Source organism: Glycomyces sp. L485, from assembly GCF_022548875.1.
Lineage (GTDB): Bacteria > Actinomycetota > Actinomycetes > Mycobacteriales > Micromonosporaceae > Glycomyces.
This window is the reverse complement of the sequence record NZ_JAKZEW010000028.1, coordinates 23,551-36,841: the sequence shown is the minus strand read 5'-3', so window position 1 is coordinate 36,841 and position 13,291 is coordinate 23,551. Positions and strand designations below refer to the sequence as shown.

At 72.3% G+C, this 13,291-nt stretch carries 10 protein-coding genes; 6 read left to right on the top strand and 4 right to left on the bottom strand.

The features are described from left to right. The first annotated feature begins 46 nt into the window (after positions 1 to 46). Positions 47 to 751 carry a 4'-phosphopantetheinyl transferase superfamily protein gene (locus tag L0U85_RS14165; RefSeq protein ID WP_241378411.1) on the top strand — a complete coding sequence of 235 codons (705 nt, stop codon included), beginning with the start codon at positions 47 to 49 and terminating at the stop codon, positions 749 to 751. A 134-nt stretch (positions 752 to 885) separates the two neighbouring features. Continuing rightward, positions 886 to 1,290 (top strand): DUF1801 domain-containing protein, encoded by a 405-nt coding sequence (locus L0U85_RS14160; protein WP_241378410.1) that lies wholly within the window; start codon positions 886 to 888, stop codon positions 1,288 to 1,290. A 27-nt stretch (positions 1,291 to 1,317) separates the two neighbouring features. Here the strand turns inward: L0U85_RS14160 and L0U85_RS14155 are convergent, their stop codons facing one another. From L0U85_RS14155 to L0U85_RS14145, 3 genes are read right to left on the bottom strand one after another with little or no spacing between them, the layout of a single operon-like run. Continuing rightward, on the bottom strand, positions 1,318 to 3,612 hold the full coding sequence (locus tag L0U85_RS14155; RefSeq protein ID WP_241378409.1) for an ATP-binding cassette domain-containing protein: 2,295 nt from the start codon (positions 3,610 to 3,612) through the stop codon (positions 1,318 to 1,320). Then, on the bottom strand, positions 3,609 to 4,520 hold the full coding sequence (locus L0U85_RS14150) for an ABC transporter permease (RefSeq protein WP_241378408.1): 912 nt from the start codon (positions 4,518 to 4,520) through the stop codon (positions 3,609 to 3,611). The genes L0U85_RS14155 and L0U85_RS14150 overlap by 4 nt, the downstream gene beginning before the upstream one ends. A 2-nt stretch (positions 4,521 to 4,522) precedes the next feature. Continuing rightward, positions 4,523 to 6,055, bottom strand: coding sequence for an ABC transporter substrate-binding protein (locus tag L0U85_RS14145; RefSeq protein WP_241378407.1), 1,533 nt, complete (start codon positions 6,053 to 6,055; stop codon positions 4,523 to 4,525). Between the two features lie 95 nt (positions 6,056 to 6,150). Between L0U85_RS14145 and L0U85_RS14140 the strand changes: the two genes are divergently transcribed. From L0U85_RS14140 to L0U85_RS14130, 3 genes are read left to right on the top strand one after another with little or no spacing between them, the layout of a single operon-like run. Then, the gene (locus L0U85_RS14140; RefSeq protein ID WP_241378406.1) at positions 6,151 to 6,765 is read left to right on the top strand and encodes a GNAT family N-acetyltransferase; all 615 of its coding nucleotides are present in this window, start codon (positions 6,151 to 6,153) and stop codon (positions 6,763 to 6,765) included. A gap of 51 nt (positions 6,766 to 6,816) precedes the next feature. Next, on the top strand, positions 6,817 to 7,014 hold the full coding sequence (locus L0U85_RS14135; RefSeq protein WP_241378405.1) for a ribbon-helix-helix protein, CopG family: 198 nt from the start codon (positions 6,817 to 6,819) through the stop codon (positions 7,012 to 7,014). Continuing rightward, on the top strand, positions 7,011 to 7,397 hold the full coding sequence (locus tag L0U85_RS14130) for a type II toxin-antitoxin system death-on-curing family toxin (protein WP_241378404.1): 387 nt from the start codon (positions 7,011 to 7,013) through the stop codon (positions 7,395 to 7,397). Before L0U85_RS14135 ends, L0U85_RS14130 begins: the two co-directional genes overlap by 4 nt. A gap of 49 nt (positions 7,398 to 7,446) precedes the next feature. Here L0U85_RS14130 and ileS read toward each other — a convergent pair whose 3' ends face one another. Next, a complete protein-coding gene (ileS, locus tag L0U85_RS14125) occupies positions 7,447 to 10,593 on the bottom strand; it encodes an isoleucine--tRNA ligase (protein ID WP_241378403.1) in 3,147 nt (1,048 codons plus the stop codon). Between the two features lie 448 nt (positions 10,594 to 11,041). Here ileS and L0U85_RS14120 point away from each other — a divergent pair, with 448 nt between their 5' ends. After that, positions 11,042 to 13,171 (top strand): anthranilate synthase component I, encoded by a 2,130-nt coding sequence (locus tag L0U85_RS14120; protein WP_241378402.1) that lies wholly within the window; start codon positions 11,042 to 11,044, stop codon positions 13,169 to 13,171. Positions 13,172 to 13,291 lie beyond the last annotated feature (120 nt).

Genomic DNA, 13,291 nt, shown 5'->3' with positions numbered 1-13,291 from the left:
GCCTCCTCGGTCGCGACACTAAATGAAATTGATTATCATTTTAAACATGTCGTTCGCCGGACTCCCCCATCAGGTCCAGCTCGCCTGGGCGACCTGCGATGCGCACGTGGAACTGCCCCTGGTGGAGCACCAGGCGGTCGCCGGAGCGGTCGCGTCTCGGCGGCGCGAGTTCACGACCACTCGGGCGCTGGCCCGTGCGGCGCTGGCACGGGCGGGCGGGCCCGCCGTCGCCGTGCCGGTCGGCGCCGACCGGGCCCCGGTGTGGCCGCCGGGATGGGTCGGCAGCCTGACGCACTGCGAGGGCCTGCGCGCCGCAGCGGTCGCCCGGGCCCGAGAGGTGGCGGCGGTCGGCATCGACGCCGAGCCGCTGACCGTGCTCGGAGCGTCGGTGACGGCGGCGGTCCTCGACCCCGAGGAGCGGCGAGTCGCGGCCCGGCTGGGCCCGCACGGCCCCGTCACGGCCTTCAGCGCGAAAGAGTCGCTGTTCAAGGCCTGGCACCCGGCCACGCGAATCTGGCTCGACTTCGACGGGGCCCGGCTCGCCGACGTCAGAACCGACCGAGCCGGCAGGTCGGGGACGATGGTCTTGGAGATCGGCGCCGCGAATCTCGAACGCTGGCCGGGGCCGCGTGCGGTGGAGGCCGCTTGGGAATGGGAGGGCGGCCGCGTCCACACCAGCGTCGCCGTGGCCGCGCGTACGGACAGTGGGCCGGAGCCTCGACCTGCCGAGTCCTCCCGCCGCGGGGCCTGAGCCTGCACATCGAGCCGTGGTGCGGTCCGGCTCGCCGGCGACTCGACCACGTACGGCGTCCCGCCGAGGCCGCTGCGAGGCCACCGTCCACATCGCTGATGCGATCGCCGACCGGCTCGGCCTAGGATCGACGCATGGCGACCGAGCGGGACGTCGAGATGGTCCTGGACCGGGTGAAGGTGCCGCGCCGTCGGGCGGACGCGGCCCGACTGCTCGCGATCATGCGCGAGGTCACCGGCGAGGAGCCCGCGCTCTGGCCCGGCCACATCATCGGCTTCGGCGAGTACCACTACCGCTATGCGACCGGCCGCGAGGGCGACACCGTCAAGGTCGGCTTCGCGCCCCGCGCGCAGGCGCTCGCTCTGTACGGTCTGATCCGCCGCTACGGCGAGGAGGCCGAGCAGATCGAGAACCGCGACCTGCTCGAGCGGCTCGGCGCCCACACGACCGGCGCAGGGTGCCTCTACATCAAATACCTCGACGACGTCGACCTCGATGTGCTCAGGCACCTCGTCCGCGCCTGCTACGAAGCCGACTGAGCCGGCCCCGGCGCCTTCCCTCATCGCTCACGCACCGCCGCCTTCGTGCTTCATCGAGCCGTACTTCGAGGGGCCCGGCAATCGCGGATCGGTCCGGCCCTCATCGAGGACCACCCTCGACCGGTATGGGCCCGCGGAGACCCGGTGGCGCTCGTGGGCGCGGTCGGCGATCTCGGCGTCGTGGGTGATCAGCAGGACCGCACGGCCCTCGGCCGCCAAAGCGGCCAGCAGGTCCACGACCGCGTGCGCGGTATCGGCGTCGAGCGCCGACGTCGGCTCGTCGGCGAGCAGCACCCGCGGCCTGGCGGCCAGAGCCCGGGCGAGCGCCGCCCGCTGACGCTGCCCGCCGGAGACCTCCGAGGGGAGGCGGTCGGCGATCTCGGGTCCGAGCCCGACCGCCGCGAGTGCGGCCCGAGCCTCCGAACGCGCCGCCGCGCCCGACAGTCCGCGCAGCGTCCGGGCGGGCCGGGCGACCTGCGCACCGATGCGGCGGCTCGGGTTGAGCGCCAGCGCGCTGTCCTGGGCCACCAGCTGCACCCCGGCGCGCTGCGCACCGTCACGGTCGGCGACCCTCCCGACGGCCCTCGCCGTCGGCAGCGGCTCGCCGTCGAACAGGACCGCGCCGCCCTCGACCGGGTGGAGCCCCGCCAGCGCGCGAAGCAGCGTCGACTTTCCCGATCCAGAGGGCCCGAGCACGGCGGTGAGCGTGCCCGACCGCAGCGACAGGTCGACATCGGCGAGCAGCGGAAGGCCGTCGTAGTCGGGGATCGCGACGCCGTCGAGCCGCAGCAGCTCGGGTCCAGGGGCCGACCGTTCGAAGGCCCGGGGCCGCGCGGGCGACTCGGCGGCCTCGCGCAGCGCCCCGGCGTCGAGGGCGAGCACGCGGTCGCAGGACCGCGCGAGCCAGTCGCGGTCGTGGCTGACCACGACCGCCGCACCGCCGCCGTCGGCGTGCCGCCGCACGAGCGCGGTGACCGCCGCGACGCTCTCGGCGTCCAAGGCGGCCGTGGGCTCGTCGAGCAGCAGCAGCTCGGGCCCGGCGACGGTGGCGCGCAGCAGCGCGACGCGCGCGGCCTGGCCGCCGGAGAGCGCACCGGCCGGGCGGTCGAGGGCGTCGGCGGGCAGTCCGACCGATTCCGACGCGGCGTCGAGTCCGCGGACGCGGCGGCCGTCGGCCACGGCCGCGGCGACCGACAGGCCCGGATCGAGCGTGCCGGCAGGGTCCTGCCGGAGCAGGCCGACGCTGGCGCGGCGGCGGCGCCGCCGCGCCGTGGCCGATCGCGGCCACGGCCTCCCGAGCAGCAGAACGGTCCCGGCGACCTCGACGCCCGGTTCGCGGAGCCCTGCGAGCACCCGCAGCAGCGTCGACTTGCCCGCACCGGAGGGCCCGGCCACGCCGACGACCTCGCCGGGGGCGAGGCGCAGCTCGTCGACGCGCAGCAGCCGCTCCCCGTCCCTGTCGACGGTGACCCCGCGCAGTGAGGCGACCGCCTCGTCGTTCCGGTCCGCGGCCACGTCCGTCCAGCGTGTACGGGATCGGCGTCGCGCGGTGCCCGCCAGCGCGTCCAAGCCCAGGGTGATCGCCGCGGCGAGCGCGGCGATCGCCGCCGCCGGAGCGGCGACCGAGACCCAGGACAGGAGGACGCCGGGGAGGTTCTCGCGGATCATCAGCGCCCAGTCGGCGGTCGGCGGAGGCGGCCCGAACCCGAGGACGTGCAGGGCGACCAGCAGTTGGAGCGCGGCGATGCAGCGCACGCCCGCGTCGGCGACGACGGTGCCGCGCACCGCCGGAAGCAGCTCGCCGACGGTGATGAACCAAGGGCGCTCGCCGCGAGACTGGGCGGCCTCCACGAACCCCGAGTGCGAAAGCCCGACGGCCGCGGCATGAACGATCCGCGCCGACAGCGGCACGCCGAGCACGAGCATCGCGGCCGCCACCGCCGCCCACGACGGCAGCAGGACCGCCGCTGCCAGGACCACCACCGCCCCCGGTATCGCGAGGGCCGCGGCGGTGACGGCCCGCAGCAGGCGTCCCAGCACGGCGATCCTGAGGGCGAGCAGCCCGATCACCGAACCGGCCGCGGTGGCCCCGACCCCGATCGGGAGGGCGACCAGCAGGCCGCCGCCTCCGGCGAGCAGCCGTGACCACACGTCCCGGCCGAGGTTGTCGGTGCCGAGCGGGAACTCCCCCGGCGGCGTCCAGGGCATACCGACCGGGCGGTCTACCGGCGCGGGTGCCAGTGACGGGGCGAGCGCGATCGCCGCGAGCACCGCAAGCAGCACTGCCGACACCACGGCCGCACGGACACGACGTCGTCTCATGGTCTCCCCGCCCGTCGCTTCGTCAGCGCATCGGCGGCGGTCAGCGCGAACACGCTCACCGCGGTCAACACCAGCGCAGCGCCCTGCACCACCGGCACGTCCCGCGACGCCACCGCACCGACGAGGAGCCGCCCCAGGCCCGGGTAGTCCAGGAGGCTCTCGACCACGGCGCCGCCGCCGAGGACCGCGCCGGCCAGCACCGCCGCGGACTGCGCCAACGGCGGCGCGAGCCGCGGCAGCACGTGCCGCCACCCCACCCGGAGCAGCGGCACGCCGCGCTCCACCGCCGAGGCCACGACCGGATCGCGAAGCGCGTCCTCGGCCGGACCCCGCAGCGTCCGGGCGGCCCACGCGGCGGACGGCAGCGCGAGCGCCAGCACCGGCAGCACCAGAACCTCCGGGGCCGCGACCGGCCCCACACCGGGCGGCAGCGTCGAGACCGCGGGCAGCCATCCCAGACCGGTCGACAAGACCAGCACCAGCACGATGAGCAGCACCGACTCCGGGACCCCCGCCGCGACCGCGACGGCCGCCGTGGCGGCGCCGTCACCTCTCCTGCCGCGCCGGGCCGCCGCGAGCACGGCGATCAAGGCGCCGACGGCGACCGCCAGCGCCCACGCGGGCGCCGCCACCGCCAGGGTCGAGCCGAAGCGCCGCAAGACCAGCGGGGCGACCGGGGCGCCGTCCACCAGCGACGACCCCAGGTCGCCGCGCGCCACGCCCCACCACCAGTCGCCGAGTCTTGAAAGTGCGGACGCGTCCTGGCCCGTGGCGCTGCGGATCTGTTCGGCGGCGGCACGGTCGGCCCCGGCCGCGACGTCGGCGGCGTCACCGGGGAGCAGTGCGGTGACGGCGAAGACCGCGCTGGCGACCACGGCGATCACCAGCGCGGCGCGGACCGCCCACACGGTCAGTCGCCGACGGTCGCTTCGGCGAGGTAGAACCTGCCTGGGCCTTCGGGCAGCCCTTCGACCGCGGACGTGCGGAGGTCGAGGCCGTCGCCGAAGCCCCACACGGCCCAGCCGCCCTCGGCGGCCATGCGGTGGTGCAGCTCGCCGAGCGCGTCGTTGCGCGCCTGGTCGTCGACGGTCGCCATCGCGGCGGCGAACGCGGCGTCGAAGTCCTCGTCGCTCCAACCGGTGTCGGAGAACGCGGAGGTGGTGAGCGTGGTCTGGCGAACGGTGGTGGCGAACGGGGTGTCGGTGTAGTAGCCGACGGTGAACGACTCGACCGTGTAGGCCTCGGACCAGTAGGTGCTCGGGGAGTGCTCTTCGACGGTCACGTCGATCCCGATCTCGCCGAGCTGCTGGGCCGCGACCGTCGCGGCGGTGAGCATGCTCGGGTAGGCGGTCGTGGTGTGCAGGTCGATCGCGAAGCCGTCCGGGTGTCCGGCCTCGGCGAGCAGGTCTCGTGCCTGGTCGAGGTCGTGTTCGACCGGCTCGGCGTCGGCGGGCACCGACGGGTCGGCCAGTTTGATCATGTCGTTCCCGACGGTCCCGTAGCCGAGGTACACCTGCTCGACCATGGCAGGGCGGTCGAGGGCGAGCTTGACGGCCCGACGGACCTGCGGGTCGTCGAAGGGGGCCGCGTCCAGGCGCATGAGCAGCGGCGCGGTCTCGGCTCCGGTTCGGCGGACGAGTTCGAGGCCGCCTTCGGCGACCGCGGCCTTTGCCGCGGCGGGAGAGACGCCGGCGGCCACGTCGAGCGCTCCTGAGGTGAGGGCCGAGGCCAGTGCCTGCGGGTCCTCGAATCCGTGGAGTTCGAGGACGGCGGGGCCGTCGGTGCCGCCCCACCAGTCGGGGTTGCGGCTCAGGCGGGCCGTGCCGGCCGCGTCGATCTCGTCGAGGAGGTAGGGGCCGGAGCCGACCGGCTCGTCGAACTCGGTCGCGCGGTCGGGGACGACGAAGACCATGCCGGCGAGGATGCGGGGCAGCTCGGCGTCGGGCGTGGTGGTGGCGACGACGAGGGTGGTCTCGTCCACGGCCTCGCTGGAGGAGACGTCGACCGTGCCGAGCCGGCCGCCGTTGGCCGCCGCCTGCTCGTCCATGCGCTCCATGCTGTACAGCACGTCGGCGGCGGTGACGGGCGAGCCGTCGCTGAACTCGGCGTCGTCGCGGATGGTGAACGTCCACTCGGTGGCGTCGTCGTCGGCCTCCCAGCCGGTGGCGAGCGCGGGGGCCGGTTCGTGGTCGTCGCCCAGGCGCAGCAGCAGGTCGTAGACGGCGGTGTGGCGGACCCAGTCGGACTCGTTGAACAGGGAGCCGTGCGGGTCGGTCACGGGCGAGGCCCCGCCGGCGGCCACGGTGCCGTAGCGCAGGACGCCGCCTCCGGAGGCGTCCTCGTCGGCGGCCGATCCGGCTGAGCAGGCGGCGGTGATCGCCATGACTGCTGCGACGGCGACGGGGAATGCGAACCGGCGTCGCCGGTCGGGTGGGTGCTGCACTGAATCTCCTCCGCAAGGGGCCTGGCGGGCCGGTGCCCGCTCGCAAGGGCGGCCGGAGACGCCCGGCCATGAAGATTATGATAACCATTGTCATTATGACTTCACGCATCACCGTCCGCCAGATCGATCAGAGCGGCCTCGACGCGCTGCTGCCCGCCTACGCGGAAGCGTTCGCCGACGAGCCGCTGAACGTGTGGATCATGGGCGGCGAGGTCCCCGAGGAGCACCGTGTGGCCTTCTTCCGGGACCTGCTGCGCCGGGCGCTCGCGGGCGACGAGGTGTGGGCGGCCGAGCTGGACGGGGCGATCCGGGGCTCCTCGACCTGGATCCCGGCCGATTCGGCCGACCGCTTCCACGCCGAGGCCGCCGAGCTCGCGGCGATGGCCGAGATAGCCGGGACGGCGGCACTGGGCCGCGCGGCGACGGTGGCGCGGCTGACCGCCGAACGCCATCCGACCGCGGCGGGGCACCTGTACTTCCATTCGCTGGCGGTCCAGCCCGGCTACCGCGGCAGCGGGGTCGGAAGCGCGATCATGCGCGAGCGGCTCGCTATCGCCGACGCCGAGCGGATGCCGACGTACCTGGAGGCGAGCAACGAGGGATCGGCGCGGCTGGTCCGTCGTTTCGGGTTCGAGCCGACCGGCGAGCCCATCCGCCTGCCAGGCGGCGGTCCCGCCCTCATCCCGATGTGGCGCGATCCGGTCTGCTGACACGTCGCCGAAGCATCAATACCACGTGGTATCACGCGGTAGCATCAACTGATGGCCATGACGTTGCGACTCTCAGAAGAAGACGACCGCCTGCTGACGGAGCGTGCCGCACAGGAGCGCCGATCCAAGCACGACATCGTCACCGAAGCGGTGCACACGTTCCTGACCGAGCGGCAGCAGCGGTTCGATGAGCTGCTGGCTCAGACGCTGGAAGAGGACAAGGAGATCCTGGACCGGCTCGCGAAATGACCTTGTATCTGAACCTCGACGACCTGACGAAGATCGCGCGCGGGGTCACCGGATTGGAACCGCCACCGGTCCGGGACTGGGGACTGCTCGAATCCGCGTTGGCCCGACCGCAGGCCTGCGTGTTCGGCGTCGAAGCGTATCCGCCGCTCCATGAGAAAGCGGCAGCCCTACTGCACTCCCTCGCCCGGAACCACGCCATGATCGACGGCAATAAGCGCCTCGCCTATGTGGCGGCGAAGATGATGTATGGCATGAACGGCTCTCACCTGCGACCTCCGTCCCCGGACGAAGCCGATGAATTCGTTCGGGCGGTCGCCCAAGGCGACTACGAAGTCGATGAAATCGCCAACGTCCTGGTCAAGTGGGTGTCCCCGCGGAAATGACCGAGCGGGCAGGGGCCGGAGCGCGAAGCGCTCCGGCCCCTCGCCGTCGCTACAGCTTGCGGACCGCTGCCTTGACGCTCTGGCCGTCTCCGGCCTCGCCCGCCGTCGCGTCCTCACCCAGATCGCCGAAGCCGAGCTCCAGCGCCAGGGTCTCGCCCTTGACGAACTCCTCGTGCGCCTCGACCGCCGACCGGACTTCGTCCGGCGCGTCGACGGTCACCGCCACGCGGTCGGTGATGTCCAGATCGGCGTCCTTGCGGGCCTGCTGGACGACGCGCACGACGTCACGGGCCGCGCCCTCGGCGGCCAGTTCGGGCGTCACCTCGGTGTCGAGCACCAGCACCCCGGCGCCGTTCGGCAGCGCCTCGGTGTGGTCGGCGTCGACCGCCACGGTGGTCAGCTCGTACTCGCCCTCCTCCAACTCGACGCCGCCGGCGGTCACCGTGCCGTCCTCGACGGTCCAGTCGCCGCCCTTGACGGACTTGATGACCCGCTGCACGTCCTTGCCGAGCCTCGGTCCGAGGACGCGCGGCACCAGCTTGAGGTCGGACTTGGAGTACGCGTCGATGTCCGAGTCGAACTCGACGGCCTTGACGTTGAGCTCGTCCTCGAGCAGTTCCGCGAACGGCGCGAGCCGCTCGGCGTGGCCGGTGGCGACGGTGACCGAGGCCAGGGGCAGGCGCACGCGCAGCCTGCGGTCCTTGCGCATGAACAGGCCGACCGAAGCGATCTCGCGCACCGCGTCCATCGCCTCGACCAGCTCGTGGTCGGCCGGAAGGTCCTCGGGGTCCGGCCAGTCGGCCAGATGCACCGAGCGGCCGCCGGTCAGGCCGCGCCAGACGTCCTCGGTGATGAGCGGCAGCAGCGGCGCGGCCACCTCGCAGGCGGTCTTGAGCGCGACGGCGAGCGTCGCGAAGCCGTCCTCGTCGCCCTCCCAGAACCGGTCGCGCGAGCGCCGCACGTACCAGTTCGTCAGCGACTCCAGGTAGGCGCGGAACGCGGCGGTCGCGCCGGCGAGGTCGTAGGCGTCCATGGCCTCGGTGGAGGCCTCGACAAGTTCGCGGGTCTTGGCCAGCAGGTACCGGTCGAGCTGGTTCTCGCTGGCGAGCGCACTCGCGCGGGCCTGCTCGGGCGTCGCCTCGTATCCGGCGGCCCCGGCGTACAGCGTGTAGAAGTACCACACGTTCCACAGCGGCAGGACGATCTGGCGGACCGCGTCTCGGAACCCGGTCTCGGAGACGGGCATGTCGCCGCCGCGCAGCACCGGGGAGGCCACCAGGAACCAGCGCATCGCGTCGGAGCCGTACTGCTCGAACGAGGTGCGCACGTCCGGGTAGTTCTTCAGCGACTTCGACATCTTCGCGCCGTCGGCGCCCAGCAGCGTCCCGTGGACCAGGGCGGTGCGGAACGCGGGCCGGTCGAACAGGGCCGTCGCGAGGACGTGGAGCGTGTAGAACCAGCCGCGGGTCTGCGCGGTGTACTCGACGATGAAGTCGCCCGGGTAGTGGTGCTCGAACCAGTCGGTGTTCTCGAACGGGTAGTGGACCTGCGCGAACGGCATCGAGCCGGACTCGAACCAGCAGTCGAGGACCTCGGGGACGCGGCGCATGGTCGACGCCCCGGTCGGGTCGTCGGGGTTGGGCCGGGTCAGCTCGTCGATCCCGGGCCGGTGCAGGTCGGTCACCGCGACGCCGAAGTCGCGCTCCAGCTCTTCGAGCGAGCCGTACACGTCGACGCGGGGATGGGCGGGGTCGTCGCTCACCCATACCGGGATCGGCGCGCCCCAGAAGCGGTTGCGGCTGATGTTCCAGTCGCGGGCGCCCTCCAGCCACTTGCCGAACTGGCCGTCCCTGACGTGTGCGGGAGTCCAGTCGATCTGCCGGTTGAGCTCGACCATGCGGTCGCGGAACTTGGTGACCGCGACGAACCACGCCGACAGGGCGCGCTGGATCAACGGCGACCCGCAGCGCCAGCAGTGCGGGTAGTTGTGGTTGTAGGTGTCGTGGCGCAGCAGCCGCTCGGTCGCCTTGAGGTCCTTGATGATCGCCTTGTTCGCGTCGAAGACGTGCATGCCCGCGTACGGCGGCACCTCCTCGGTGAACTTGCCGGAGTCGTCGACGGGCACCACCGGTTCGATGCCGGCGGCGTCGGTGACGAGCTTGTCCTCCTCACCGAATGCCGGTGCGATGTGGACGACGCCGGTGCCGTCCTCGGTCGTGACGTAGTCGGCCGCGAGGACCTGGTGGGCGTTGGTGCGCCCGGCGAAGAAGTCGAACGGCGGGTTGTAGGTCAGGCCGATCAGCTCGGTGCCCTTGTGGCGGCTCACGACGTCGGCCTGTTCGCCGAGTTCACGGGCGTACGCGGCGAGGCGGGCCTCGGCGAGCAGGTACCGCGAGCCCTCGGCCTCGACGACGACGTAGTCGACGTCGGGGTGGACGGCGGCGGCCAGGTTCGACGGCAGGGTCCACGGCGTGGTCGTCCACACCAGGAGCTTGGTCCCCGCGAGCGGTCCGTCGCCGGTGACGTCGAGCCCGACGGTGACGGCCGGGTCCTGCCGGTCCTGGTAGGTGTCGTCCATCTTGGTCTCGGTGGCGGCCAGCGGCGTCTCGCAGCGCCAGCAGTACCACAGGACGCGGTAGCCCTCGTAGATCAGGCCCTTGTCGTAGAGGGTCTTGAAGGCCCACATGACGCTCTCCATGTAGTCCAGGTCGAGCGTCTTGTAGTCGTTGTCGAAGTCGACCCAGCGGGCCTGGCGGGTCACGTACTCGACCCACTCGTCGGTGAACTGGAGGACCGAGGCCTTCGCGGCGGCGTTGAAGCGGTCGACTCCGTATTCCTCGATGTCGGCCTTGGACTTCAGGCCGAGCTCCTTCTCGGTCGTGACCTCGGCGGGCATGCCGTGGGTGTCCCAGCCGAAGCGGCGCTCGACGCGTCGGCCCCGCATGGTCTGGTAGCGGGGCACGATGTCCTTGACGTAGCCGGTGAGGAGGTGCCCGTAGTGCGGTAGGCCGTTGGCGAACGGCGGGCCGTCGTAGAAGACGAACTCGTTGTCGCCCCGGTCGCCGGCCTCGCGGGCCTCCACGGAGGCGCCGAAGGTGTCGTCCTCAGCCCAGAAGTCGAGGACGCGGCGTTCGACCTCGGGCAGGTTCGGGCTCGCGGGCACGCCCCGTTTGGGGTCGTCGAGTGGATAAGCCATTGGCTCGGTGTCTCCGTCTCCTCATCACACCTTGCGGACATCTGGTGTGCGAGGACGGACCCGGAGGGCCCGCGGTACCACCTCGCTTGACGCACCCGAAGGCGCGTCCGCTCGATTCGGCGGCGTGACGGGCCGCGTCCGTCCGGGTCTAGTGGGGCCGTGGGCCCGTTCTTCCGGAAGCTCACCGGTGATCGCCGGGTCGACGCTGTTGCGTGCAAGTGTAGCGCCACCCCGGGTCGGGCTCCTACCGGATTTCGTTCGGCGCCCCGGGCATGTACTATCAGCGGCGTGAGAGTTCACGCACGCAACTGGTGGTGGCGTCGCTGAGGCGGCGTCCATTGCTCCTGCGTGCAGTAAGCAAGCGACCGCCTCGATGGCGGTCGCTTCGTCGTATCCGGGGTCGGCCGCCTCGACGCGGGACCGGTATCCCAGCAGAAACCGAGGCCCGATGACCACCTTCCACACACCCGCAGGCGTGAAGGTTCGGCGCACCGTCGCCGACCTGCCCGACCACGATCTGACCTCGATCGTCGCCGAAGTGGAGGCGCGGCGCGGCGGCGTGCTGTCCTCCGGGATGGAGTACCCGGGTCGCTACTCGCGCTTTCACCTCGCCTATGTCGACCCGGCCATAGAGGTCGCGGCGCGCGGGCGCGAGGTGACCGTGCGGACGCTGAACGCGCGCGGGCACCTCCTCGTCGACGTCCTCGCCGACGCCCTGGAGGCCGCCGGGATCGGCGAGACGACCCGGTCCGACCAGGAGGTGCGCGTCGAGATCCCGACGCCGACCGGCCGGGTGCCCGAGGAGGAGCGCTCGAAGCTGCCGACGGCGTTCTCGGCGCTGCGCGTGCTGCGCGACGCGCTCGCCTGCGACGACCCCTACCTGGGGTTCTGGGGCGCGTTCGGCTACGACCTGGCCTACCAGTTCGAGCCGATCGCGCTCGCGAAGGACCGGGCCGACGACCAGCGCGACCTGGTGCTGCACCTGGCCGACGAGGTGTACGTGGTCGACCGCAAGCGCGAGACCGCCCAGGTGAGGCGCTACGAGTTCGAGCTCGGCGGCCGCACCACCGAGGGCCAGCCGCGCAGGACCGAGGTCCTCGCCTACTCGCCGGCCGAGGCGGTCCCCGACGGCCCGGTGCCGGGCGTGTACGCCGACACGGTGCGGCGCGCCAAGCGGGAGTTCAAGGCGGGGAACCTGTTCGAGGTCGTCCCCGGCCACGAGATGTACGCCGCGTGCGACTCGCCGACGGCGTTCTACGAGCGGCTGCGCGAGGCGAACCCCGCGCCGTACGAGTTCATCTTCAACCTCGGCGGCGGCGAGTACCTCGTCGGCGCTTCCCCGGAGATGTTCGTTCGGGTGCAGGGCAAGCGGGTGGAGACCTGCCCGATCTCGGGCACGATCGCGCGCGGCGACGACCCGCTGCACGACGCCTCCCAGATCGCCGAGCTCATCGGCTCCCCGAAGGAGGAGTCGGAGCTGACGATGTGCACCGACGTCGACCGCAACGACAAGGCCCGCGTGTGCGTGCCGGGTTCGGTGAAGGTCCTGGGGCGCAGGCAGATCGAAATGTACTCGCGACTGATTCACACGGTCGACCACGTCGAGGGGCGGCTTCGGGACGACATGGACGCGCTCGACGCGTTCCTGACGCACATGTGGTCGGTGACGGTGACCGGTGCGCCGAAGACGTGGGCGATGCGTTTCATCGAGGAGCAGGAGACGACCCCGAGGCGCTGGTACGGCGGCGCGGTCGGCTTCATCGGCTTCGACGGGTCGATGAACACCGGGCTGACGCTCCGCACCGCGCAGATCCGCGACGGCGTCGCGTGCGTCAGGGCCGGCGCGACCCTGCTGTACGACTCCGACCCCGACGCAGAGGAGGCCGAGACGCATCTGAAGGCACGCGCGCTGCTGGAGACGGCGGCGGGCGGCATCGGGGCGGCCGCGGCGGTCCCGTCGCCGATCGAGGTCGCCGGCGGTCCGGCCGGCGAGGGCCGCAAGGTCCTCCTGGTCGACCATGAGGACTCCTTCGTGAACACCCTCGGCGACTACTTCCGGCAGCACGGCTGCGAGGTCACGACGCTCCGGTTCGGCTTCGACGCCGCCGCGACGCTCGACGCCCTGGCACCCGACCTGGTGGTCCTGTCGCCCGGTCCGGGCCGGCCCGAGGACTTCGGGACGTCGGCGCTGCTCGACGAGATCGAGCGGCGCGCCCTGCCCGCGTTCGGCGTGTGCCTCGGCCTCCAGGCGATGGTCGAGCACGCCGGTGGTGAGCTGTCGCTGCTGCCGGAGCCGAGCCACGGCAAGCCGGGCAGCGTGAAGGTGTCGGGCGGCAGCCTGTTCGAGGGTCTCCCCGACGAGGTGACGGCTGCGCGCTACCACTCCCTGTACGCCACGGCCGACCAGGTCAGGGGCGACTTCGCGCCGACGGCGGCGATCGACGACGTCGTCATGTCGATCGAGGCGCCGAGGCGGCGGTGGTTCGCCGTCCAGTTCCATCCTGAGTCGATCCTGACCGCGGCCGGAGCTCACGGACACCGGATCATCGGGAACCTCCTGCGCCTGACCGCGAAGTAGATCGAGATCTTGCGCGTGCACACCCTCCACGGCAGTGTGGAAGCACGCAGCTGCTCACAGTCCTGCTTCGCAGGAGGCCGAAACCCTCGGGCTCCTGCGGGACCACCCGCGATGTCGGCG